The organism is Marinobacter sp. 1-3A (genome assembly GCF_016597775.1).
Taxonomy (GTDB): Bacteria; Pseudomonadota; Gammaproteobacteria; order Pseudomonadales; family Oleiphilaceae; genus Marinobacter; species Marinobacter xiaoshiensis.
The window spans coordinates 14187-37694 of record NZ_VCGZ01000002.1 but is presented as its reverse complement, the minus strand read 5'-3'; the positions used below and the strand labels follow the sequence as shown (position 1 = coordinate 37694).

At 53.8% G+C, this 23508-nt stretch carries 19 protein-coding genes and 1 pseudogene; 13 read left to right on the top strand and 7 right to left on the bottom strand.

The window, feature by feature from the left end; all coding sequences use genetic code 11:
• Positions 1–14: 14 nt before the first annotated feature.
• Positions 15–983 (top strand): arsenic resistance protein, encoded by a 969-nt coding sequence (locus FE848_RS03400; RefSeq protein ID WP_200201347.1) that lies wholly within the window; start codon positions 15–17, stop codon positions 981–983.
• A gap of 12 nt (positions 984–995) precedes the next feature.
• On the opposite strand, the gene FE848_RS03395 is transcribed toward FE848_RS03400, so the two are convergent.
• The gene (locus tag FE848_RS03395) at positions 996–2165 is read right to left on the bottom strand and encodes an acyl-CoA dehydrogenase (protein ID WP_200201346.1); all 1170 of its coding nucleotides are present in this window, start codon (positions 2163–2165) and stop codon (positions 996–998) included.
• A gap of 261 nt (positions 2166–2426) precedes the next feature.
• Between FE848_RS03395 and FE848_RS03390 the strand changes: the two genes are divergently transcribed.
• The 5 genes from FE848_RS03390 to FE848_RS03370 all read left to right on the top strand — a co-directional run bounded on the left by FE848_RS03390 (position 2427) and on the right by FE848_RS03370 (position 7287).
• Entirely contained in the window at positions 2427–2684 is a 258-nt protein-coding gene (locus FE848_RS03390) for a hypothetical protein (protein WP_200201345.1), read from the top strand.
• Between the two features lie 3 nt (positions 2685–2687).
• Positions 2688–4976 (top strand): ricin-type beta-trefoil lectin domain protein, encoded by a 2289-nt coding sequence (locus tag FE848_RS03385; protein ID WP_200201344.1) that lies wholly within the window; start codon positions 2688–2690, stop codon positions 4974–4976.
• A gap of 152 nt (positions 4977–5128) precedes the next feature.
• Positions 5129–6070 (top strand): AraC family transcriptional regulator, encoded by a 942-nt coding sequence (locus FE848_RS03380; RefSeq protein WP_200201343.1) that lies wholly within the window; start codon positions 5129–5131, stop codon positions 6068–6070.
• A gap of 220 nt (positions 6071–6290) precedes the next feature.
• Positions 6291–6896 carry an EAL and HDOD domain-containing protein gene (locus tag FE848_RS03375; protein ID WP_320159504.1) on the top strand — a complete coding sequence of 202 codons (606 nt, stop codon included), beginning with the start codon at positions 6291–6293 and terminating at the stop codon, positions 6894–6896.
• Between the two features lie 61 nt (positions 6897–6957).
• Positions 6958–7287, top strand: a complete 330-nt coding sequence (locus FE848_RS03370) for a hypothetical protein (RefSeq protein ID WP_227715132.1) — start codon at positions 6958–6960, stop codon at positions 7285–7287.
• A 144-nt stretch (positions 7288–7431) separates the two neighbouring features.
• Here the strand turns inward: FE848_RS03370 and FE848_RS18640 are convergent, their stop codons facing one another.
• Complete coding sequence (locus FE848_RS18640) at positions 7432–8910, bottom strand: fibronectin type III domain-containing protein (RefSeq protein WP_227715131.1); 1479 nt, start codon at positions 8908–8910, stop codon at positions 7432–7434.
• 163 nt (positions 8911–9073) lie between these two features.
• Positions 9074–9703 (bottom strand): HPP family protein, encoded by a 630-nt coding sequence (locus FE848_RS03360; protein ID WP_200201341.1) that lies wholly within the window; start codon positions 9701–9703, stop codon positions 9074–9076.
• Between the two features lie 230 nt (positions 9704–9933).
• Between FE848_RS03360 and FE848_RS03355 the strand changes: the two genes are divergently transcribed.
• The 3 genes from FE848_RS03355 (at position 9934) to FE848_RS03345 (ending at position 15982) form a co-directional block, all read left to right on the top strand.
• Positions 9934–12333, top strand: coding sequence for a neutral/alkaline non-lysosomal ceramidase N-terminal domain-containing protein (locus tag FE848_RS03355; protein WP_200201340.1), 2400 nt, complete (start codon positions 9934–9936; stop codon positions 12331–12333).
• Between the two features lie 100 nt (positions 12334–12433).
• The gene (locus FE848_RS03350) at positions 12434–13480 is read left to right on the top strand and encodes a spermidine/putrescine ABC transporter substrate-binding protein (protein ID WP_200201339.1); all 1047 of its coding nucleotides are present in this window, start codon (positions 12434–12436) and stop codon (positions 13478–13480) included.
• Positions 13481–13495: 15 nt separating this feature from the next.
• The gene (locus FE848_RS03345) at positions 13496–15982 is read left to right on the top strand and encodes an EAL domain-containing protein (RefSeq protein WP_200201338.1); all 2487 of its coding nucleotides are present in this window, start codon (positions 13496–13498) and stop codon (positions 15980–15982) included.
• A 36-nt stretch (positions 15983–16018) separates the two neighbouring features.
• On the opposite strand, the gene FE848_RS03340 is transcribed toward FE848_RS03345, so the two are convergent.
• The 4 genes and pseudogenes from FE848_RS03340 to FE848_RS19015 all read right to left on the bottom strand — a co-directional run.
• Positions 16019–18844: a M66 family metalloprotease gene (locus FE848_RS03340; RefSeq protein ID WP_200201337.1), complete on the bottom strand. Its 2826-nt coding sequence runs from the start codon at positions 18842–18844 to the stop codon at positions 16019–16021.
• A 159-nt stretch (positions 18845–19003) separates the two neighbouring features.
• Positions 19004–20260, bottom strand: coding sequence for a cytosine deaminase (codA, locus tag FE848_RS03335; RefSeq protein ID WP_200201336.1), 1257 nt, complete (start codon positions 20258–20260; stop codon positions 19004–19006).
• 130 nt (positions 20261–20390) lie between these two features.
• Complete coding sequence (locus FE848_RS19020; protein ID WP_413785003.1) at positions 20391–20705, bottom strand: hypothetical protein; 315 nt, start codon at positions 20703–20705, stop codon at positions 20391–20393.
• Between the two features lie 63 nt (positions 20706–20768).
• Positions 20769–20882, bottom strand: a pseudogene (locus tag FE848_RS19015) (CarD family transcriptional regulator); the annotation flags it as partial.
• A 203-nt stretch (positions 20883–21085) separates the two neighbouring features.
• Between FE848_RS19015 and FE848_RS03325 the strand changes: the two are divergent.
• The 4 genes from FE848_RS03325 to FE848_RS03310 are packed head-to-tail and all read left to right on the top strand — an operon-like array spanning position 21086 to position 23406.
• The gene (locus tag FE848_RS03325) at positions 21086–21778 is read left to right on the top strand and encodes a MotA/TolQ/ExbB proton channel family protein (RefSeq protein WP_200201335.1); all 693 of its coding nucleotides are present in this window, start codon (positions 21086–21088) and stop codon (positions 21776–21778) included.
• Complete coding sequence (locus FE848_RS03320; protein ID WP_200201334.1) at positions 21768–22166, top strand: ExbD/TolR family protein; 399 nt, start codon at positions 21768–21770, stop codon at positions 22164–22166. The genes FE848_RS03325 and FE848_RS03320 overlap by 11 nt, the downstream gene beginning before the upstream one ends.
• Positions 22163–22588: an ExbD/TolR family protein gene (locus FE848_RS03315; protein ID WP_200201333.1), complete on the top strand. Its 426-nt coding sequence runs from the start codon at positions 22163–22165 to the stop codon at positions 22586–22588. Before FE848_RS03320 ends, FE848_RS03315 begins: the two co-directional genes overlap by 4 nt.
• Positions 22585–23406 carry an energy transducer TonB gene (locus tag FE848_RS03310; RefSeq protein ID WP_200201332.1) on the top strand — a complete coding sequence of 274 codons (822 nt, stop codon included), beginning with the start codon at positions 22585–22587 and terminating at the stop codon, positions 23404–23406. Before FE848_RS03315 ends, FE848_RS03310 begins: the two co-directional genes overlap by 4 nt.
• The last annotated feature ends 102 nt before the right edge of the window (positions 23407–23508 follow it).

Genomic DNA, 23508 nt, shown 5'->3' with positions numbered 1-23508 from the left:
GGGGAGGAAGACCTATGTGGCCATTACTATTCTGGATGCAGAAGCATCTGGTTTGGAGTATTCCGCTCGCCATGATTGCCGGCTTTCTTACCGGGCAGATTGTGGAGCCAAGCCCGTTGCGCTGGGCGATACTCCCGCTCACCTTCCTGATGGTTTACCCCATGATGGTCACCATGAATCTGCGCCAGTTGTTGCAGCCCGGGGGTGGCAAGTTGATGTGGGTAACTCAGCTGCTCAACTTTGTTCTGGTTCCTGCTATAGGTTATGGCGCAGGTTTGCTCTTCTTCCCGGATGAGCCTTTCGCCAGGCTGGCGCTCCTATTAACGTCCTTGCTTCCAACCTCCGGCATGACCATATCCTGGACAGGCTTCGCCAAAGGCAACGTGCCTGCTGCGGTGCGGATGACGGTAGTGGGCCTGATTGCCGGCTCCCTGCTTGCGCCGCTCTATCTCAAAGGCCTGCTAGGCGCGGTGATTGAGATTCCGGTTTCACAGGTGTTCATGCAGATCGCGCTGATTGTGTTTTTGCCATTGGCATTGGGTTATTTCACCCAGCGGGCGCTCATATCAAAGCATGGCCAGGAAGAGTTTCAGAAGAACATCAAACCCAAGTTTCCACCCTTCTCCACTCTTGGTGTTCTTGGGGTGGTGTTTGTTTCCATGGCGCTCAAATCGCAGGATATTCTGAACAACCCCGGGTCGCTGCTGGCGTACCTGATACCTCTGTTGCTTATTTACGCCCTGAACTTTGTAATCAGCACACTTGTTGGCAAGGCGCTGTTCCCACGGGGCGATGCGATTGCGTTGGTGTACGGCACGGTCATGCGGAACCTGTCCATAGCTCTGGCGATTGCCATGGGTATATTTGGCGAGGAGGGCGCGGATGCCGCACTGTTGATAGCTCTGGCTTATATTGTTCAGGTGCAGGCGGCCGCTTGGTACGTCAAATTTACGGACCGCCTGTTTGGTGTGGCGAAGGGCTAGCAGAGTGTGATGCTAGCTAAACGCTGCTATGCCTGTCTGGCCGCGGCCCAGAATCAGGGCGTGAACATCGTGGGTGCCTTCATAGGTGTTCACCGCCTCCAGATTCATGACATGGCGGATCACGTGGTATTCGTCTGATATACCGTTCCCACCATGCATGTCGCGGGCAACCCGTGCAATGTCCAGGGCCTTGCCGCAGTTGTTGCGTTTTAGCAGGGAAATTGCATCGGGCGTGGCATCACCGGCATCCATCATTCGGCCCAGTTGCAATGCCCCCTGAAGGCCCAGAGTGATTTCGGTTTGCATGTCCACCAGCTTTTTCTGGATCAACTGGTTGGCGGCCAGTGGTCGGCCGAACTGCGTTCGCTCAAGGGTGTAACTACGGGCTGCATGCCAGCAGAACTCGGCAGCGCCTAAAGAGCCCCAGCTGATACCAAAGCGGGCTTTGTTCAGGCAACTGAACGGACCTTTTAAACCTTCTACCTCCAGCTTGTTTTCCTCCGGAACAAACACCTCGTCCATAAAGATAGAGCCAGTGTCGGATGCACGCAGTGAGAACTTGCCTTCGATCTTCGGGGTGTCGAGGCCTTTGGCACCGTCGCGCTCGATAACAAATCCGCTCACCTTGCCGTCCAGCTTGGCCCAGACTACGAAAATATCAGCGATAGGTGAGTTTGTGATCCAGGTTTTGGAACCGCTCAGCAGGTAGCCACCGTCTGTTTTCTTGGCGCGGGTTTCCATGCTGCCCGGGTCAGATCCGTGGTTTGGCTCGGTCAGGCCGAAGCAGCCAACCAGTTCGCCTGAGGCCAGTTTGGGCAGAAGGCGTTGCTTGAGCGCTTCTTGCCCGAACGCATGAATCGGGTGGATTACCAGTGAGGACTGAACGCTCAGTGCCGAGCGGTAGGCAGAATCAACACGCTCTACCTCGCGGGCGATCAGGCCGTAGCTAACGTGGTTCAGGCCAGGGCCGCCGTATTCCTCGGGCAGGGTAGCGCCAAGCATGCCCAGTTCGCCCATCTGATTGAAAATGCTGCGGTCGAACTTTTCATGGCGGTTTGCTTCAAGAATGCCGGGCATAAGGCGTTGGTCGCAAAAGCTGCGAATGCTGTCCCGAACCTGACGCTCGGTTTCATCCAGTTGTTTATCCAGCAGCAGCAGGTCATTCCATGGAGCGGAAGCCATATCGATTCTCCTCAGCGAATAGTAGGTAAATTGTACCCGTGTCAGGCGGGTTAGAACCAAGTTCCTTCGATTTTGACGCAAGTGTTGGTGGTGAATGTCATAACCTGCCACCTGGCCCGTACTGACACGCATTCAAGAAACTGCACAGCTCTTTCATGTTATGCAAACCTCTTGCTGTGGCGCCAGCCAGGTCCTGCTCCTATTGTTTGTGACGGATCCACCCAGTCAATCCGATATAACACACAATAAAAGGACAGGATCATGGCCCGATTCATCTTGGCGCTCTTCGGAGCCGCCACCTTACTTGGTTCAACAGCCCATGCATCTGAGGAAAATTCAGATGCAGTGTTTGGGCTTGCGCAGGGTTGTTATGCAGTTCAATCATTACACAATGACCGGTTTATGCGCCGCTATAAGACCAATGGCACCATTAATAATGGCTGGAGCTTCGACTTCAGGGCAGAGAATGCCGGGCAAGCAGCCAGTTTTTACTTCAAGCCCAGCGGGTTTGGTACCTAGCTGATGCGCGACCAGGCCGGTCGCTTTCTGGATACAAGGCTCCCGGCTGAAATCACAGCGGGAACCGATCCCGCCCAGCATGCCAATTGGCGTATCGACCAACGTGTGGAGGCTGGTGAGCACCAATTCAAGTTAACCAGCCTGTACCTGAAGCGCCAGCTACGGCATAACTGGAATAGCTGGGGCATCTATTTTATTGATTTGCTGAACCCCTGGAACAGGAACAGTGAAGACTGGTTTCGCTTTGTACCCGCGGAAAACTGTGCAGATTTCCCTGAGGCTGAGTTGAATATTGCGGGAGATCGGGATCAGCTTAAAGGAAGTGTTAACGCACCGGTTCGCGGTTCTATTGATGCCCACACCCACATCACCTCCTACGAATTCATGGGTGGCACGATGATGGGCGGTGATCCTTTTCATCCCTTTGGTGTAACCAAAGCGCTGGCAGACAGCTCCGATGTTCACGGCCCCAATGGCTCGCTGGATGTGATCGGCAACCTGATGGGCTTCAACGATATCAACTTCCGCTACGACACCGCCGGCTGGCCAGACTTTCCTTTCTGGCCTAACCACCAGAGCTTGTCTCATACCGGGTACTACTATCGCTGGATCGAGCGGGCCTTCCTGGGTGGGCAGCGCATGATGGTGACCCATCTGGTGGAAAACGAAGTTCTTTGTAATATTCAATCTACCCTGTTGCCACAGAGCTGGGGCGGCACCAACAGCTGCAATACCATGGAGAGCATCGATCTTCAGATTCTCCGCCTGCACGAAATGCAGGCCTATGTGGATGCTCAGGCTGGCGGCCCGGGCAAGGGATTCTTCCGGTTGGTAAGCTCCCCCGAACAAGCCAGGCAGGTTATCGCTGATGGCAAAATGGCGATTGTTTTGGGCATCGAGGCATCTGAACTCTTTAATTGTGGCTTAAAAGATCAAACCTGTTCCCAAGCCTATGTGGATGCTCAACTGCAAAAATATCACGATTTGGGTGTTCGTGTGGTCTACCCCATTCACCGGTTTGATAACCAGTTTGGTGGCGCCAGAATTGAAGGCGGGTTGATCAATGTGGGCAACAACCTGTCGACCGGCCGGTATTTCTCCACCAGTGCCTGTGCTGAGGAAACAGAAGGTCAGATGATGATCAACGACTTGGGGCTGTTCGGGCTTGAGGGCTTGCTGGGGGTGAGTGGCTCTACCAACTATGATGAAACCACGGGGCAGTGCAACAATCGTGGGCTGACCGACCTTGGCATCTATCTGGTGAACCGCCTGATGGATATGGGCATGGTCATCGAGGTGGATCATATGTCCCAGCATAGCCACGAAGCCGTGCTCGATATTGCCGAGGCGCGACAGTACTCCGGGCTGATTTCCGGCCACAGCCACATGCATGCCGGTACGAACGGGACTGTGCATCCGAATGCGGTTCGAATTGCTGAACTTGGTGGCATTCTGGCGCCCTATAACAGCGATGCGGACACGATTGGCGGCGCGATTTCCGGGTTTCTGGACAAGGTCGAGGCCACGGATTATCTGCCGGGTGTGACCTTCTCTACCGACATGAGCGGAATCGGCAACCAGCCCGGCCCCCGCGCAAGTGTTGCGGTATCGCCACTTGAGTATCCATTCACTACGGAGTTCGGGTTTACGGTAGACAGGCAGGTTACCGGCAATCGCAGTTTCGATCTCAACTCTGATGGCATGGCACATTACGGCCTGGTTGCTGATCACATTCAGGATATTCGTGAGCGCGCGCCTAATCGCGTATACGAGTCTGTTATGAACTCCGCAGAAGCCTATCTGCAGATGTGGGAGCGGGCTCGCGGCAACACGAATCGCCAGTTTGTGAATCCGTTGCCAAACTACGTCACTATCTATAACCGTGGTACCAACACCTGCATGGATATTCCGGGGAACGACGATGGCGTAACCAGTGGTGCCTGGGTAGATCATTACGCCTGCCAGCCTCTGGCCCGGGATCAGCGGTGGTTGTTCGATCTCGCACAGGGAACGATCTCCAACCAGGAAGGCGACGATGCATTCTGCCTGGATAACAATGGTGCGCCCTGGAACAACGGCTATCCCAACCTGGTCCAGACCACCAACAACACACCGCTGGTGCTCGCCGCTTGCAGTGCCAGTGCGGCTCAGCAGTTCGAGCAGCATGCCGATAAATCCTTCCGGCTGAAACAAAGCAGCCATTACGCTATGGATGCAGCAGGCCAGGCTTTGGTGATTTGGCAGCACCATGGTGGTAGCAATCAGCAGTGGATTGCGACATTGCCTCAATAGTTGATAGCCGCCTGTTCGTCATCATTGACGAGCGGGCGGTTCCTCCCTCTACAGTCACCGTTTTCAAGGCTGCAAACCAGTCGACGCATAATCCCCTGAATTCCTCCTATACTTGATAAAAAATAATAACATCAACAATCGAGGGGTTCGCTTTGCTCGCGCTCACTGGGTTCGGTTTTGGTTCTCTGGCTGCTCTGTTCCTGATTTCCTGGCGAGACTTCCGACACTTGCGGGTAGGAAAGGTCTTTCTTCTGATCATCCTCGCATCAGTTGCATACCTTATGGACCCGCTCGCTCCGGCTCACTGGCGCTGGCTAACCTCTGATCTTCAAACTGCACTGCCCGCGCTGTTCTGGGTACTTTGCCAGCTTGTCTTTGCGTCGCGCCCACGATTAATCAGCGTGTGGGGCGCAATGGCGCTGTACAGCTTTGCTGCCCCTGCTTTCTCCAGCCCCTTCATAGCGGGTGGCCACTGGTCTGATTTGGGTATTTTTCTGGGGCTGAAATTAGGGCAGTGGTTTGAGTATGTGGTTGTGCTGCATGGTGTTATCTATGTGGTTCGCCATTGGCGCAACGATCTGGTTGAAGCGCGCAGAAAACTTCGTTTGGCGTTGCTGCTGATTCTGGGGAGCGCAGTGGGTACCGCAACCATCAGCCTGAATTTCGGTATTTACCCTGAAGCGACCAGGGGCATGATTGTTGGCCTGGCATCGCTGGCAATCCTGTTCTGTATTATCTCCTTCCGCGATGTGTTGCTGGAATTGACACCCAACGAGCAGGTAACTGAAAGCGAGCAACAACCGGAGCCGCTAGCTTGTGCTTCAGGTTCAGTTGATGCCCCGCGGCAAGTGGACTGTGATGATGTGCTCAAGCTGGAAGAACTCATGAAAGGAGGGTTCTACAAGAACGAAAAGCTGACGTTGAAACAGTTGGCAAATGCCTTGGGTATTCCCGAGTACAGAGTACGCCGCCTGATTAATCAGAAACTCGGGTATCGCAACTTCAGTGATTACATCAACCATCTTCGCATCGCGGAGGCGTCTAGCCGCCTGGTCGATACGCCAACGGCCTTCCGGCAAACTAAAATCACCTAATCCGCTTCAAAAACCTGGTCAGGTAGTGCGCAATGTTCTGCTGGCAAACACAGGTTTTTGCGTCGTATCAAAGGTGCTGGATTGTATGAGTGCTAGTGTGTCTTAATTGAGGACACTGTTATACGGGTGCGCCAGAAACCATAACCGAAAGCCAATCGATGAAAGAAACTCAACAAGCAACCTTGCTTGCCTCCCAGCCAATCTACAATCAATCCGGTGAATTGTTTGCGTTAGAGCTGCTGTATCGCAGCGCTTTCTGCCAATTTCTTCTGATCGTGTGGTCATTGAGCTGGTTGAGGGTATTCAGCTCACGCCGGAGCTTGTTGATTCGGTCAGGAAATGGCGGGCAGAAGGTTACCGGTTTGCACTGGACGATTTCGAATTCAAGGAAAGCTGGGACCCGTTGCTTGAGCTTGCATCGTTTATCAAGGTTGATGTTGCAAGTTACAGCGCAGCAGAAATCATGGCTCAGCGCGAGGCGCTGCAAAAACACGATGTTCTCTGGCTTGCTGAGCGTATTGAAGATGAAGCGACCTATCGAACATTTCTCGATATGGGCTTTGATCTCTTTCAGGGCTACTTTCACGCCCGGCCAATTATTATTTACGGGCTGCGGTTGCCCCCGGCTGCGGTGCATCTGGTAAAACTAATACTCCAGCTGTATGCCGCGGAGCCAGATATCAATGAAATTACAGCCACCGTTTCTGCGGACCCCGAGATGGCGGTCAGTTTGATTCGTGTAGTGAACAGTCCTCTTTATCGGTCATCACAAAAAAATTACGACAGTAAAAGATGTTGTTGTCAGGCTGGGGCTGGAGAAGCTTAAACGATGGGTAGCGCTTATCGGTACAATTAATGCGACAAGCCGGCAGACGTCCCGAATTGTATTGGCTCGGGCGTTTGTATGTCAGGAGCTTGCCAGGCGCTCTGTTTCAGGAATTCCCGCAGACAGAGCGTTTCTTGCGGGACTGCTATCGGGATCAGACGCACTTTTTGGTGTGGACAAGAGCGCGTTCCTGAGCGAGCTGCACCTTTCTGATGATCTTTACGCCGCCGTTGTGTTTGGTGAGAACGAGCTTGGAAAACTTATCGCACTTGCATGCCGGGTAGAGCGGGCGGTGCACATGAAAATTGATCTGGAAAACCTTGATCGCAGGCTTTTGCGGCTTTATCTGAAGTCCGTAGAAAGGGTTCAGGCGCTTTTCAATCTCCTGTAATGCACCACACTCCCTCACTGCGCCGAACCAGCGCGAGTCAGCTTTTGGAACAGCTATGGCAAGTTGCGGAGGGGCATGTGTTTCTGGCGCAGCAAAATAGCCGCAACCAGGATGCAGTTGCGGCGTTAGATTTATTTCCCGGGATTACCGGGAAATCGTTTTGCTTACAGAAACAGACCAGTCGCTTTCAAGGCCGTTGGTATCTACGGTTTTGATTGCGAAGTACCAGGTGCCTTCGGTAAGACCTGCGACTTGATACTCCATCGCTTGGCCGTCTTCTACAACGATCTCGTGGGTCCGATCTTCAACGTTTTGTTCAGTACCGTACTTGACGATGTAGCTGTCAATTTCACCCATGGCCAGTGACTCTCCGTTCACGCGGGTTCCCGGTGCATTCCAGCTCATCTTGGCATTACCAATCACAGGCTCCGGCTCAGGGGTTGGCTCTGGGTCTGGAGTTGGAGCTGGTTCTGGTTCTGGTTCTGGCTCAGGTGTTGGTTCTGGCTGAGGAGCAGGCTCGGGTTCTGGCTGCGGCTCTGGTTCAGGTGTCGGCTCTGGCAGAGGCTCTGGTTCTGGCTGCGGCTCTGGCTCAGGTGTTGGTTCTGGCAGAGGATCAGGCTCTGGCTGCGGCTGCGGTTCTGGAGCTGGCATTATGGAAGCCAAGGTTTCTTCGAGGCTGACAATCGTTTGCGCCAGCACGCCCTTCGGAACACCTGCATCTTGCAGATAGTCGCTCAGGCGTTCAGCCTGCAAAAGGCCTGCTCCCACCAATAGCGCAACGTTCAATTCCGGATTGCTATCTGCGTTCAGCGGTAAGTCGCCATTTGCTCCAGAGATTTCATTGGCTGTATGGAGAACATCACCCAGCGTATTCCAGTCCTGGCCGTCTACCAGGCTTAAAAAGGCAGTGTTCAGCAAAGCTGTTTTCAACTCTGCAGCTTGGACGCTCTTCAAATCAGGTGCTGCGAGATCGATAGGCCTTATGGACAGGGCGCCATTTGCAAGGCCAAAACGCTCTTCCTGAGAGTGGAGGATTTCCGTGAACCTGGAGGCACTGATATCTTTCGACTTGATGAACTTTTCGAATGCCAGGGTAACCAGTGGTGTTAAAGCAACACCTTGGCTGGCACTTGAAGGAACTACAAGTGACTTCAATTCCAGATTGTTGCCAGGCTGGAACCAGCTGCCAAAGGCAACGGTTTTGTCTAATGGGGTAGTGCAGGTTGGCTGCACATCACACCGCATGAGAGTTTGTGTATCGGACTGTAAAACCACCTTCAGAGGCTGAGAAGCATAGATTTCAGGCACCGAAATCCGGAATCCGCCGAGCTCGTTTGTTCGGGTAGTTTCGCTTATTTGTACCCAGTCGCGCCCCATTGTTCCCTGCTCGTAATGCCAAATAGAGACGCGGCCGCCATCAATAGCGCCTTTGACTGCATATCCCTCTACCCAAAATTTTGTTTCAGTGGCTTCTTCAGGTGAAAGGCTACCGCCAGGTGTGGTCACTGGCACATCGGGTGATTGAGACAACGGGGCAGATGAATCGCCGCCGCCACAGGCTGTCAGCAGCGTACTAAGAGCGATGGTAAAGAGGCTCAATCGCGTGCTTGTAATGAAAGGCATTTTGCATCTCCGGGGGAATTTGGATGATGCAATCCTATCGAGCAAGCGTGTTAAATGGTGTAAAATATGGCGCTAATTGGTTACTTTTTGAGCCAAAAAATCGTCACCCAGGGGTTTCGGTGCTGGTTTTTGTGTGAGTGAACGCTGGCGCGCGGTCGCCATATTATGGCCGTTCGGGGCTCAAAGATAGTGCTGGCGCGCTTGTGCCGGACGACCAGAGAGGGTAAGGAATGCCTGAGAGGCGGTTCATCAGAAATGCATGAATTAGTAACACAAGTACACCTGCCATTAATACAGGTAGCTGGGAAGGGTTGGGCATAAGCCCCAAAGACACAATCAGTGCCGTGGCGCCTGCCGGCGGGTGGGCGACTTTCAGCAAAACCATCAGGCAGCTGGTTAAGCCGAGAGACACGGCTGCAGCACCAACCCGCGGTAAATCCACATGGCTAACGAAGGCCGAAGGCGCATCCTGTAAGCCGAACAAATACAGCGCCAGGAGCCCCATCAGAGCGCCAATTAAATGTCCGCACAGGGTGTTTCTGGGGGAGGCGGGTTGCGCCATGGGTACATAAAACAGAATAAAAGCAGTAGCGCCCAACGAAGGGAAGATAAAGGCTTCCTGGGTAACCAGTGCAATAAATGATACCAGGGCAATGCTCACCCCACCATTCACAAGGTTGAAGCCGGCCATCACAGTTCTTCGGCTATACCGGCTTGCCAGGCGCTCCAGATGAAATGCGCGTAAAACACCTGAAGCCAGTTGCCAGCGTAATCTTTCGTTCTTGATTCCCATGGTGCATCCATACACAAAAAGCGGGCTAGAATACGTCGCAGCAAGCAGTTTCGCAATTTTCCAATTGCTCTATGTCAAGTCCACTTTTTTGGTGCCTGAGTCACCACAGTCAATGCCTTGCAGTAATCTGGCGCTATGCTGTGCCGACGAGGTAATCCGGTATTAATTGGAACAAAGATGGTCATTTTGAGCGGATCAACATGGTCGTTGTCCATTGACAGGAATCAGTTGTGATCCACACCGCCAAGATAAGGTTTTACGCAGTATTCGGGCTGGCCTTCGCTTCGGTTATGATGCCCTGTTCAGCAGCGGCAGACGTCTTCGCGAACCCTGAGCTGGCACAGTGTGTCATGGAAAGCCCGTTACGGGAGGTTGGTGCAGGCCTTGATGCGCCTTCCGCACACTCGCCAGGTCAACCAGATCCGGTTGTCGTCCCTGCAGAATCCCGCAGCACCCCTTGTAGTGATAATCGAGCGTTCCGCTTTGGCAGTGGCCTGTCAGATATTACCGGCCCCGTGGCCCTGAAAAGCGGTGCTGGCTGGGAGGACACAGGCCAGGTTATGCATGGCCTGCACCAAAGGCAATATGCTCGGGCTTTTGCGGTGGAATCACCCTGCAATGGCAAGCGGATAATGTTCGTGTCGGCCGATATTGGCTTGATGTGGGGAAGCATTCGGGTTGGGGTGCTCAATGCCTTGGCGGCGAGACCGGAGTTGGCGAGCATATATACCGCCGACAACCTCATGCTTTCCGCCACCCACACCCACAATGGCCCTGCCGGCTATGCCCATCATGAAGCCGGGAACTCGCTGCACTTGGGTTTCGATTCGCTGGTTTACAACACCATAGTGAATGGGATTGCAGATGCCATCTCCCGTGCCCACCGCAACATTGAAGCCAATCCAGAACCCGCGCCTATTTCCATTGCTGAGGGCGAGCTGCTCAATACCAGCATCAACCGATCACGGCCTGCCTATGCCATGAATCCCGAGCAGGAACGGCGGCAGTACCTGAACGTAAAGGGCGAAGAGGTTAATGTAAACAAAACCATGGTGCAGCTGAATTTGCGCCGCGCTAATGGCAACTCGGTTGGGGTGATCAATTGGTTTGGTGTGCATCCGACGGTGATGGGGCCCGAGGTGCCTTATGTCAGCTCCGATATGAAGGGCTTCGCCTCCTTGGGCTTTGAAGAAATCATGGCCACGGAATACAGGGGCGATCCGGCCGCCGACAGTTTTGTGGCCGCCTTTGCCCAGGCCGATGAAGGTGATGTTTCCCCCAATATTTTCATCAACGAATTTCCTCACCCTGACCCCCGCCGTGGGGGCGGTGAAACGCCGATGGACTCCAATGCAATCTCCGGCACCAAGCAGCTGGCCAGAGCCTTGGAGCTTTGGCAGTCAGGTCAGCCGCTTACAGGTGGTGTGGACTACCGGTTGATGCATGTCCAGATGAACGAAGTGACAGTCACAGACCCGCAGGTACTGGCGAGCCTGCAGCATCCTCCTGAATTGGATACAGCGGTGAAGCAAACCTGCAATGCAGCGCTCGGCCTGTCTTTCCCCGCTGGTGCTGAAGATGGGCCTGGTCCCCTTAGCCGGGAAGGGCTTGCGTGCAGCACCTTGCCATCCACAGCGTCCAACGGCACGATTGATGTCGCCAGCGCTACTTTTCCTTTCAGTATTCTCAGTGAATTGTTGATGTGCAAAGCGCAGAAATTGCCAGGGCTGAAGTTGGATTGTCACGCTGAAAAGCCGGTGCTGATGTTCACGAATGCGGGTGAGGTATTCAGCGGGCTGTCCGGCACGCTGGGTAAGCTGTTCGGATTGACCCTCAATCTGGAACCTGCGGTGCAGCCATTTCAGGTGTTCCGTATTGGTAATCTGGCGTTGGTGGGCCTGCCGTGGGAACTGACTACCACCTCGGCCCGGCGTATACGGGCGATGGTACTGAAAGAGCTGGCGCCGGTGGGTGTCAACACGGTGGTCATCGCCGGCCTGTCGAATGGTTACAACCACTACCTGACCACTCGGGAAGAATACGCCAGCCAGCAATACGAAGGCGCGTCCACGGTATTTGGTCCCTGGAGTCTGGCCGCCGTTACTCAGGAATTGAGAAAGCTCACTGCCTCGATGGCGGAAGGGACGGCACTGCCAGAAGGACCGGCATATCCAGAGGTCACCCCGGTGTTGCGCAGGCTTCCCTACGTAGCGGGTGACCGCCCCGGCACGCAGGGTTTTGGCGCGGTGATCGAAGACGTCCCCGTCTCGGCGGCACCAGGAGATCAGATCGAAGCCCGGTTTCAGGCCAGCCACCCCCGCAACGACTTGATGCTTAACGACAGTTACGCGTTTGCTGAAAAGCTTGATGACGATGGCCGCTGGGCGGTGATTGCCAGCGATCGCCATCCGGACCTGCTGTACACATGGCACCCCGAGTATTTGCCGCCCATGCCTTTGGATTTGCCCTTCACCGGAGCCCCGGAAGCCACGGTTAGCTGGAAACTACCCCGTAATCTGGCTCCGGGCAGCTATCGCCTCAGAACCAAAGGTGTCGCCAGCCCTGGTGGAGCCTGGGAAGGCGTGAGTGGAACCGTGAAAGTAGAGGGTGTGCAAGCAAGTTGCCCATAGCAGGGGATGGAAGCCAACGAATCCTGTAGCATTGTCGAAGGTTGGTTCGTGGCACAGGGCGGACAGTATGCGTTGTTGACTGTAGACGGTGGGAAAGAATATGCGCTCAAGTAAAGCTCTATGGCTAACACTTTGTTTGCTCGTCACTACAGTGTTTGCCCAGGCGGCTGAGTCAAGGGAGTTGGTGTTCCTCAACTGGCAGGATTACATGGATCCTGAGATTCTTGTGGAGTTTGAGCAGCGCACGGGCATCGCGGTAAAGCAAAGCTATTTCGATTCCGATACCTCCAGAGACGAACTGCTGCTTGAAACGGAAGGCAAGGGCTTTGATGTGGTGCTCATTAATGGGGCGTCAATCCGAATTCTGGCCAAGCGCGGCTGGCTCGAACCTCTTGATGAATCCAGCATTCCCAACCTGGTGCATGTGGACCCACGCTGGCGCTCCGCGTTTGAAAAAGCCGAAGAGTATGGTGTGCCTTATTTCTGGGGAACACTCGGCATTGTCTACCGTAAAGATCTGGTTCCCTTCGAAGTGACAAGCTGGATGGACCTGTTGCAGCCAGTGGCAGAGTTGCGGGGCAAAATCGCCATGATCGGCGACAGCGCGGATATGATTGGCGTAGCGCTCAAGGCGCTGGGCTACTCGCTCAATAGCACTGACCGGCAAGAGCTGAAAGAGGCAGAGGCACTTCTGCATGCACAGGCACCGGCGGTCAAAACCTATCGTTACATTTCCCTGAATGAAGACTCTGCCCTGCTATCCGGCCAGATTGCCATGAGTATGATGTACAACGGCGACACTCGTATGTTGCAGGAGCACAGTGACAATGTTGCGTTTGTACTCCCAGAGGAAGGCAGCAATATCTGGACTGATTATTTAGGCGTTCTCAGAGCGTCTACCAGAAAAGCAGATGCCAAGCGATTCATTAATTTCCTCAATGAGCCCGAGATTGCCGCGCGGCTGGCCCGGTATGTCTATTATGCAACCCCGAATCAGGCTGCCGAAGCATTGCTTCCCGCGAGCTTCAGAGATGACCAGGTTATCTATCCAACAGGGGAGGCGCTGGACAACTCGGAAGCCTATAGCCGTCTACCGCCTCGTGCCAAAAAGAACCGTGCCGTTATCTATTCGCGCCTCGTCAACTGAGACTCAGATACGCCTATGCGTCTTCATGCCAAGGTTCTGCTAGTCGTCGTACCCTTAGCGGTAATTCCGCTAATGATTCTGGGCTGGCTGGCCTACGAACAGCTGCGCTCGACGGCGGTGGAACGTAGCTCAAGCCAGATGACGACACTAATGGATCAAATGGCGCGCAACTTTCAGGTGCATAGAGACGTTGCCAAAGCCAACGTGAAACTGTTTGCCGATGCCTCGCTGATGCGGGCCTATGCGCTAACGGAGGATGAGGAAGAACGATATGCATTGATGTTGCCTTCACTGCTTAAACTGTTCTCCAGTTATCTGCGTGCTTACCCCGATTACACGGAGATTCGATACCTGCTGCCCGATGGTTATGAAGATGCGCGTGTCGCCTTGGCGTCGGCGTCAAATTTTGGCGAAGAGGAGGGGGATACACCGTTCTTTCAGAAACTTAGCCAGTTTGAGGGTGAGACGTTTGTGTGGGTTACCCCTACCCCTGGTAGCAGTGCGGTATCTCTGCAAATTGCGCGGCCCATGCGGCTAATCGACCCAACCACCCAGGACCCGCTCAACAGCAAGCCGACACTGCGCGGTTATCTGGTCGTCACCATGGGGCTGGGCTTCATGGTGGAGCAAATGGCTGCCAGCAGGATTGGCGAAGACGGCCACACCCTTATTATCAATGACGATGGCACGATTTTGTTCCATCAGGACCGCTCCCGTTTGGGTCAAAAAATACCTGAGTCCCTGTTGAGCAGGATCTCCGGAACGGAAAATAGTGAGCAGCTTGTGCCGGCGTCCTACCAGCAGGAAGCGAGTCTTCTGGCAACCCGGCGATTGCACGAAGGCTTGCTGATGATTGGCGTGCTGCCGGAGCGGGAATTGCTCAAAGAAAGTCAGCAGCTGGGGACAACGGTTGCCTGGATCATACTTGGCACCGTGGTGTTGATGATTGTCGGGCTGTTTATATCCATGAATTTGCTTATGGTTCGCCCATTGCAAACCCTGATGAGAGCCATACGCGAGATAGGCCATGGAAATCTCTCGCCAAAGATTGCGCTGTCCTCCAGAGACGAGTTAGGCCAGCTGGTGCAGAGCTTTCAGGAGATGGCTGGCAATCTGGACACCTCTCGCACCAGAATCGAGCGGCTGGCCTATCACGACAGTTTGACGGGCTTGCCCAACCGGTTCCGAGCCCACGAGACGCTGCGCCGCATGATTTCCCTCGCCCGCCGGGAAGACGGAAAAATGGCCGTGTTGTTTCTGGATCTCGATAACTTCAAGCGGGTTAACGACTCCCTGGGCCATCAAGTGGGTGATCTACTGCTCAAGGAAACGGCCGCTCGTCTCACATCGGTACTTAGGATGGAAGATGTGGTACACCCGGAAGTACCCCAGAACACGTCGGGCATCCTCGCCCGCCTGGGTGGCGACGAGTTCGTTATCCTGCTGCCCAAAGTTGATAGCTCCCAGGACGCGGCAAAGGTTGCTTCACGTATCCTTGATGCCCTGAAAGCGCCGTTCCACTTTGGGCATGAGGAGATTTACAGTAGCAGTAGTATCGGAATCTCCCTGTTTCCGGATGACGGCACCGGGGTGGACGATCTGATAAAACGCGCTGATGCCGCTATGTATCAGGCCAAGGAGCAGGGCCGTAATAATTTTCAATTTTATTCCGCTACCTACAACCGTGCGGCGCTGGAACATATCTCCCTGGAAGCCGGTTTAAGGCGAGCGTTGAGCAATGACGAGTTGGAGCTGTATTACCAGCCCCTGGTACAAGCCAGCACCGGTAAAGTTGTTGGACTGGAAGCCTTGCTGCGCTGGAATGATCCCCGGGAAGGTGCCATCGCCCCGGACAGATTTATTCCGGTCGCTGAGGATAGCGGTTTGATTCTGCCTCTGGGTGAGTGGGTTATACGTGAGGCCGGGCGCCAGTTAAGTGTTTGGCAAGCCGCAGGACTCAGCAATGCCTGTGTATCCGTCAACGTATCTGCTATACAGCTCCAACGGCAGGATCTTGTAGCGATTGTTGATGATGTGCTGGAAGAGAATGGACTGAATCCCTGGCAGCTTGAGCTCGAAATCACCGAAACCGCACTGATGAAGATCCGGCCAGAAGTGATTGGTTATCTGGATAAGATGCGCCAAAAAGGTGTGACTATTTCGCTGGATGATTTTGGTACCGGGTACTCGTCCTTGAGCCTCCTTCAGGAATTGCCCATCAGCAAGCTGAAGATCGATAAAAGCTTTGTACGGGATATGCTGGCGGACCCGAAAGACGCAGCCATCGTCTCAGCAGTACTTTTTATTGCCAAAAGCCTTGGCCTGAGTTCAACCGCCGAGGGCGTGGAAACGTCGGAACAGGCGGCCTATCTTGCCAGTGAAGGGTGCGACCAGCTACAGGGTTACCTGCTAAGCCGGCCGTTGCCGGCAGCAGAAATGACGCGGTTTTTGAAGAGCAGAAAGGCATTGGATCTACTCAAATTAACCTTGCAGGTGTCATGACCCCATCGGATGATAAACCGCATGGGGACACCCTGGTCAGTCAGCCAGAATCACTCCGTAAACCTCGGCCAGTAAGTTGCCATCCAACAGTGACAACAGCTTGTTTTCTGAAGTGATGACTCCTGCCCATTGCTGGTTCCAGTTGCCTGAGCAGCCATAAGTGATCAGGGTGCCGTTGTGACGAGCATAGTCGACGCACTTGCCATTGCCTTCGTTACGCAAAAGCTGAGTGTCAGGGGTGTAGGTCCACCGCTGTGCAGCATTGTCCTGCTGGCAGAGTGCCAACTCCAGACGTTCGCCTGAGGGGGTCAGGCATTGCCAGGGCGTTGCCACAGGGTGGATGCGATTTTTGAGATCCATAACCCAGTGGCTGGCATTGGCAATGTCAGCCGGCACAGTGGTCACGGCAATATATTTGGCATCCACAAGGTTTGTGTCGAAATACACATTGTTCCCTTGAATAACGTCGCCAGTCAGCAGTAAATCGTCTATTGATTCAATCAATCCGCTGGCGGTCAGTGATTGCATCAATCGGTATTTGGTTTCCTCTGAAGACAGGTTTTCAAGCCGTGCCTTGGCAATGATAACCGCAATCTCAGTGGTCAGCTCCTGGTCGCGTTTGATCTTTTGAAGCAGTCGCCATGCTGGGCCAGACAGCCCACCCTTTAACTCCCGCTCAGTGTAACTGGCTACCTGGACTGCAAGATCACCGCTCAATGTATTGAAGCTGGCAGGGTCCATAGCGTTCAGCTTATCTTCAATTTCGGCTATTTCCTTCGTGCGCAACTGGTGATGTCCTGCTTCCTGACCAACGATCGCTACGGGTGGGAGCTCAGGTATTTCCCCGCTAAAAGAAGTTTCCGTGAGTTTCTCATCGGTGCCATTACGCCGGCAATAAAGGCTGGCGCTGGTTGGCTTGAAGTCCGCTCGCAAATTGAAATGGAGTTGGTTGATGCTGTTCTGACTATGCCGAGAGGAAGCAACGCTGATGTGCTTTTGCTCGCCCTTGCGATTATTGACCTCTACCCAGCACTGATTGGCTGAGGAATTGAGGTCAGGTTCTGGCAGGTCGAACAGGTTCCCGTAGTTGCCGTGGAACACCGGATAGATGACGGCGTTGGTGCCATCAGGATCATAGCCGCCCAGAATAGTCGCAACCGCCACACCCACGGCCACAGGCGCAGGATGTGAGCTGGCGTGATTCTCAAATTGGCCGGTGGTTGTATTCCATTTTTTGTAGCCGTCCGGGTAGCTTGTATCTGGAATGGGGAGACTGGCCAGATCGTTTTGAATGATTCTGGCGGTATAGCCCGTGTAGTGAGTGTAAACAGAGAAAGGCCCACCATCAGAGCCGCCTGACATGGCGTCCCGCTTGTAGTTGTACGCACCTTCATCGTTCAGGCCAAACAGGTTGGCGCGCATCCGGTTGCGGTGCGCAATGTATCCCCAGCCGCTGTCAGCATGGTGGACAGCCCAGCGCCCATCATCGGTCAGACCTCGGCCGGGATAGTGGCCGAGGCCATAAGCGTGGCCCCACTCATGGCTGGCTTCGTTGCCTCGGGAGTCGTAAAGCGTTCCGATACCGTTACCACCACTGAGGCCGTGACCAACGCGCCCGTTCGTGTACATGCCCCAGGCATGGTGATTGGTTATCTGTTTGAATACATGAGGGTGCTGTTGATTCATGTTATTGCTGGTGTAACCGAAGTTGGCCATGTTTATGCCAACGCTGACCTGCGATTTACCAACGTTCTCGCGCATGTCACCGCTGTAAACATTACCTTCAACCTGACTGCTACCATCAATGTCTTTGTCGTATATGGTACCCGAGCGGATGATTACGCGGTTGAGTACGGCATCTGCGTAGCTACCCATAACGAGTTTCGAGACAGGCAGGGTCTGGAAATAATCTGTAGCGGCCAGCACAGGATCCCGAAGTGTGTAGTGCCCATTGCTTTGACCGGGTTCGGTCAGCATGCCCAAACGGATGCTCTGGAAAACAATCCGGGAGGCTTCGCCAATGTCGATATCAGCAGCAGGTAAGTAGCCGGAAACTCTGCTTTCTACGTCTTTATCAACTATAAACTCAAGAGATAAACCGTTTTTTACGGTATCCCAGGGCAGGTTCACGGACCATGCCTTAGTGGAGTACTGAATGGGTTGAGCGCCCGCAACGTCGGATTTCGGCAAGTCGTTAGGGTGTGCCATTGGTAGCGTCAGCAAGGGTTGGCCATTCACACTTACTTCGGCATGCATGGTAATCGGCTCAATACCGTTATTGGGGACAAACAGGAGCAGGGTATCCCGCAGTGCCGTTAACCGGGGCATGTATTTGCTTTTGGTCTCATCGGTCGTGTTGCGTTCAAAATTATTGGCGGGCGCAACAGAGTGGGACTGTACAAATTGAACTTCGCCTTCTAGTTCGCCCCCTGAAAGGTCGTTTCTTGGCTCTCGCGGGTTGCCATCAAAATCCTTGGCGTAGAAATCCAGTGCGGGCGGGCTGAGAAAAGCGCCAGCGTGTTCCACCTTGATGGTGTCCATGAGGATCAAGCGATGGGAGTCATTGGATGCTGCGATTGAAAGCTCGACCTGCGCCGATGCATGCTCCGGGCCGGGGGTGCCGGAAATGATTCCGGTTCTTGCATCAACGGACGCCCAGTCCGGGAGGTTGTATCCGCTATATCGTACGTTTCCCGGTAGCGCCTCATGTTTTGGCTGATACTGATAACTGACCATAGAGATAGCATCAGGAAAGCTGACTGAGTGCCGGGATTCGGTGATTGTTTTGCTTGAGGAACTTCCCCCGCAGCCTGAAAGTAAAATGGCGGTTAACCCGAGTGCTGCAGCACCTCTGAAATACATCCTGAATCCCTTATCGCGGTTTTGGTGGTGTACTTTTCTTAATTGCGGGGATTCTGCTTAATTTACCGACTGTTACAAACAGCCAGATTGTTGTAGAAGTGTAAAAATGTGGGGAGCGTCACCTTTGCGCTCCCCTTTGTCAGTGTTGGCCAGTCGGTGTTACCTGGTTTTTCTGAACAGATCCAGTTCAATGTCGTAGCTGGGCTCTGATTTCCGAAACAGGTATTCCCCGTTGCGGATGGATGCCAGTACATCCGCTCGCTGGCGAACGGCTTCAAACGAGCTGGTGGCATCCAGCACCAGAAAGTTCGCCGGTTTGCCCACATCCAGGCCGTACTGGTCTTCAACGTTCAGGGTTTTTGCACCGTTGAAGGTGATCAGGTCCAGACAGGTATCGAGTTGATCCATCGACATGGTTTGGGCCATGTGAATGCCGTTATCCAGAATGTTCATCAGGTTTCCGTTGCCTACCGGATACCAGGGGTCGTTGATGGAATCCTGGCCGAAGCAGACGTTAATGTTGCTCTCCCAGAACTCTTTTACTCGCGTCATGCCTCGGCGTTTCGGGTAGGTGTCTTGCCTGCCTTGCAGGTAGGCATTCTCAGTGGGCAGGGCAATGAAGTTCAGACCTGATTTCTGGAACAGTCTCATCATGCGAAATGCGTAGGCGTTGTCGGCCGAACCGAAGGAGCAGGTATGGCTGGCCGCGGTACGAGTGCCTATGTCTTCGGTCATGGCCAGGGCGTTCAGAAGTTCAACAAAACGACTCATCACATCGTCTGTTTCGTCGCAGTGTACGTCGATAAGCTTGTCGTATTTGATGGCCAGCTCAACGGTGCGGTGAATGGATTTCTCGCCGATTTCACGGGCCCACTCGAAGTGGGGAATGCTGCCTACGCAGTCGGCGCCCATCTTCAACGCTTCTTCCACCAATTCGTCACCGCCTTTGTAGGCATACATCCCTTCCTGGGGAAAGGCGACGATCTGAATGGTGACGTTATCCTTAAGTTGTTCACGAACCTCCAGCATGGCTTTTAGCCCGGTGAGATTCGGGTCGCATACATCGATGTGGGTGCGGATGAACTGCACACCTTTTGAGACTTCTTCCTGGATGCCTTTTAGCGCACGTTCTTTTGCATCTTCGAACGATTGGTTCTTTTTCACATCGTGCCAGCGAGCTATGCCCTCGAACAGCGTGCCAGTGTTGTTTTTGGCCCCCTTGCTGCCGCCGGTGTAGACGTAGTCGAGGTGAAGGTGGGCATCTACATAAGGAGGCACAACGAGGCGGCCTTTCAGGTCGATTGTTTCCTCAGCCGGGGGGAGGTCGGTTCCAAGTGCTCGAATAACGCCATTTTCCACGAGGATTTCGGTGGCATCGCTGTTGCGGTATATGTTCGCATTAATAAATTTCTTCATAAAAACGTCCTCATGTAATGGGTCGCTGAAAGCTCACACTCATATTGTAACGAAAAAGGCCCTACGCTCTCGCGTAAGGCCTTTAAAATACTGAACACACTTTGGATTATGAGCTCGTGCTGCCTGTGGGTCAGGCTGTGGTTGGCTTTGACCTGGAAGCTTCTTCTATAAGCTGCTGTACCCGCTCTTGCGTTTTGCCCAGTGCACTGGAGAGTTCTTCACTCAAAAACTTTATGCCGAGGTTCAGGTGCCTGCGGTCTGTCATGCTCAGCGGGTTTTCCTCTTGCATCACGCTTAGGCCTTTAACCATCTCGGCATAACCGTAGGGGTCGCCTTTATCGATAGCGGCCTGGTTAGCGGTTGACCGGGTTTTCCACTGTTCGCTTAACTTTCCTTGCCAGCTCTTCACATGCTTGATGATCTTCTTCGCTTCCTGAGCACTCATGGGGAAGCGAATGTTGCTTGGGAGATCATTGGCGCGCACCAGCCAGGTGAGGTCGTCACGTTCGAAATAAAGTTTTACGAACTTGGTTTTGTCCTCGCCAGAGAAACTCTTTTTAAGAATGGATTCAACGATTCCGATGCCATGACCGGGGTGAAAAATACGATCGCCTTGATTAATAGTGATAATATTCTCCTTGTTTTACTAAGAAAATGTTCCTTTTAAAAAATAACTATAATCAGCATGTTACGCTATTTCTGCACAAAAATCAAACAGCCGGTTTTGTTGCCTGAAAGTCAAAGTTCTCTCGGTGCCCTTGCGAAGGCAAATGATAACAATTAGCATTCACGAATATTGTTGATGTTTACTCGAGGGGGAGCGTTGTGGGCGCTGGTATATCTGTTCCGTTTTTTGCACAGCTACAAGGGCTGTTGGTTACTGGCGGCCCGGTGGTGTGGATTCTGGCGGTGTTTTCTGTAGTTGCCATGACCATAATTCTGGTCAAAATGTGGCAATTCATGCTGGTGCGTGCGGAGAGTACTGCTGATGTGGACGCTGCGCTAAGCCTTTGGAAAAAGGGTGACCGCAGGAAGGCAATGAAGGCCCTGAATGTGCAGCGGCCCATTTCATCGGTTGTGGCTATGGCAATGCAAGGGCAGCTCAACACCACTGACGATGGCATCCTGCGTGAAGAAGTTGAGCGAGTGGCGACGGGGTACCTGAACGACCTGCGTAGCTTCTTCCGCCCTCTTGAGATGATTGGTTCACTTAGCCCGCTGCTGGGCTTGCTCGGTACGGTCATGGGAATGATCGTGGCGTTCCAGCAAATGGAAGCCGCTGGCAATCAGGTAGATCCTTCCGTGCTTTCTGGTGGTATCTGGCAAGCGTTGCTGACAACCGCCGTTGGCCTCTCGGTAGCCATACCTGTTGTTGCCGTGCACTCCTGGCTTGAGCGCAAGGTTGAGCGGGTATCTGCAACTATGAGCGATGCGGTCACAAGGGTTTTTACCTGCTCGCCCACGCTGCCGCCGTTTGAGACCGCGGCATCATCGGAGGCGCTGCGGAATGCAGCTTGATGCCTCACCGGTAAGGCGGGCCAAAGGCATCAGCCTGACACCGTTGATTGATGTGGTCTTCATTCTGCTGTTGTTTTTTATGCTGTCATCCACGTTTATTACTTGGCGGCAGCTGGATGTTGCATCGCCTGCCGACAGTAATTCCGCGCCACCGAAAGACATACAGCTGATTCGCCTAACCTCTAATCAGGGTCATTTTGAGCTGGAGGGGCGGGTCTACAGGGACCCCAGTCGCGATGAGCTGGCTGAATTGGTGTCGGCTAAACCCGATGCGGTGTTTGCTATTCAGGCTGATGCAGGTCTTCACACGCAGGCGCTTATCACCCTGCTGGATCGCTTGAAGAATGCTGGCGCTGCCCACGTGTCGCTTGCAGAGGGGCCGAAGTGAGGCTCTCGGCAACCGCCCCGAAAAAGGATCTGGCTTCGGATGATAACCTGGTGCCATTGATCAACATTGTATTTTTGATGCTGATTTTCTTCATGGTCGCCGGGCAAATCACTGCCTCTGATGCGGTGATGGTTCAAGCTCCCGAATCTCTTACAGCAGCTCAAGGAAAAGAGCACTCAGCGACGGTTTTGGTTGCGGCTGATGGTTCTATGTACCTGGATAACACCGAGGTGTCTCCGGATCTCCTGGTAGAAAAGCTCGGAAGCCTACTGGATGAAGCGGAAACCGTTGATGGAGTTTCTGTATTGGTTAAAGCCGATGCCATGTTACCGGTTGAGGTATTGCAGGAAGTGCTGCACCACATCAAAAAGGCCGGGCTGTTAAAGGTGGCTCTGCTAACCCGCCAAGGTGACGCTGAATGATTGCAAGGCGTCACTGGCTCGGTGCAGCGGTATTGACGCTGGCACTTCATTTGTTGGTGCTTGCGGCGTTTGCGCGCACAGCCACCCTTCCGGAAGGGGCTGAGTCTCCGGGGGAGGCGGGTGTTGAGGTCGATCTCGGTATGTTGGGTGATCTGGGTGTCGAGGCCGAAACCCAGGAGGCCGCTCCAGCCCCTGTCGAGCCACCCAAACCGATCCCGGCACCTCCCAAACCGGAGCCGGTAGTAAGCGAGCCGGAACAGCCCAGGCAAACAGCAGAGGTGAGCGTAGAAGAATCTCCAAAGCCTGAGCCAGAACCAGAATCAGAACCGGAGCCGGAGCCGGAGCCTGAACCAGAGCCGGAACCAGAACCAGAACCCAAGCCTGTGGTTCCGGAGCCTCCCATAACAACGACGTCTAGTCAGACGTTGCCGGACACCGAAGCAACCAAGGATGCCGCTGCTCCGGCGCGCAAGGCTGGCAGTGGCGAAAGCAGCGCCAGTGCCTCTGGAGGCAACCCCGGTGTCCGAAGTTCCTATCTGGCCGTGGTTGCAGCCAAGCTTGCCCGTGCTAAACGCTATCCACGATCCTCCCGCCTGCGGCGTCAGGAAGGGGTAGTCGGGCTCAGCTTCACCCTTGATCGCCAAGGGCGCATTGTGGAATCCAGTATTACCACGCCGTCCGGTTACCCTGAGCTGGATAAAGCGGTCATCCGTATGCTTGAAAACGCGGCCCCCCTGCCGGCCTTTCCGGATGATCTCGACCAGAACACCCTGAGCGTGTCCATTCCCGTGGCGTTCAAACTCAGCGATCGCCGATAGATACCATAGCCAGGCCCCTTTTTTCTTCCCTGCATAAAAGTCCTTGTTTTTTGTTGACAGAAATCAAAATCTAAACAAGAATGCTTCTCGTTATTGTTTGGG

Excerpts from the sequence above, each read along its gene's own strand:
- FE848_RS03400 (WP_200201347.1), top strand. The coding sequence starts at position 15 with ATGTGGCCATTACTATTCTGGATGCAGAAGCATCTGGTTTGGAGTATT.
- FE848_RS03395 (WP_200201346.1), bottom strand. The coding sequence starts at position 2,165 with ATGGCTTCCGCTCCATGGAATGACCTGCTGCTGCTGGATAAACAACTG.
- FE848_RS03390 (WP_200201345.1), top strand. The coding sequence starts at position 2,427 with ATGGCCCGATTCATCTTGGCGCTCTTCGGAGCCGCCACCTTACTTGGT.
- FE848_RS03385 (WP_200201344.1), top strand. The coding sequence starts at position 2,688 with ATGCGCGACCAGGCCGGTCGCTTTCTGGATACAAGGCTCCCGGCTGAA.
- FE848_RS18640 (WP_227715131.1), bottom strand. The coding sequence starts at position 8,910 with ATGCCTTTCATTACAAGCACGCGATTGAGCCTCTTTACCATCGCTCTT.
- FE848_RS03360 (WP_200201341.1), bottom strand. The coding sequence starts at position 9,703 with ATGGGAATCAAGAACGAAAGATTACGCTGGCAACTGGCTTCAGGTGTT.
- FE848_RS03350 (WP_200201339.1), top strand. The coding sequence starts at position 12,434 with ATGCGCTCAAGTAAAGCTCTATGGCTAACACTTTGTTTGCTCGTCACT.
- FE848_RS03345 (WP_200201338.1), top strand. The coding sequence starts at position 13,496 with ATGCGTCTTCATGCCAAGGTTCTGCTAGTCGTCGTACCCTTAGCGGTA.
- FE848_RS03340 (WP_200201337.1), bottom strand. The coding sequence starts at position 18,844 with ATGTATTTCAGAGGTGCTGCAGCACTCGGGTTAACCGCCATTTTACTT.
- codA (WP_200201336.1), bottom strand. The coding sequence starts at position 20,260 with ATGAAGAAATTTATTAATGCGAACATATACCGCAACAGCGATGCCACC.
- FE848_RS19020 (WP_413785003.1), bottom strand. The coding sequence starts at position 20,705 with ATGAGTGCTCAGGAAGCGAAGAAGATCATCAAGCATGTGAAGAGCTGG.
- FE848_RS03320 (WP_200201334.1), top strand. The coding sequence starts at position 21,768 with ATGCAGCTTGATGCCTCACCGGTAAGGCGGGCCAAAGGCATCAGCCTG.
- FE848_RS03310 (WP_200201332.1), top strand. The coding sequence starts at position 22,585 with ATGATTGCAAGGCGTCACTGGCTCGGTGCAGCGGTATTGACGCTGGCA.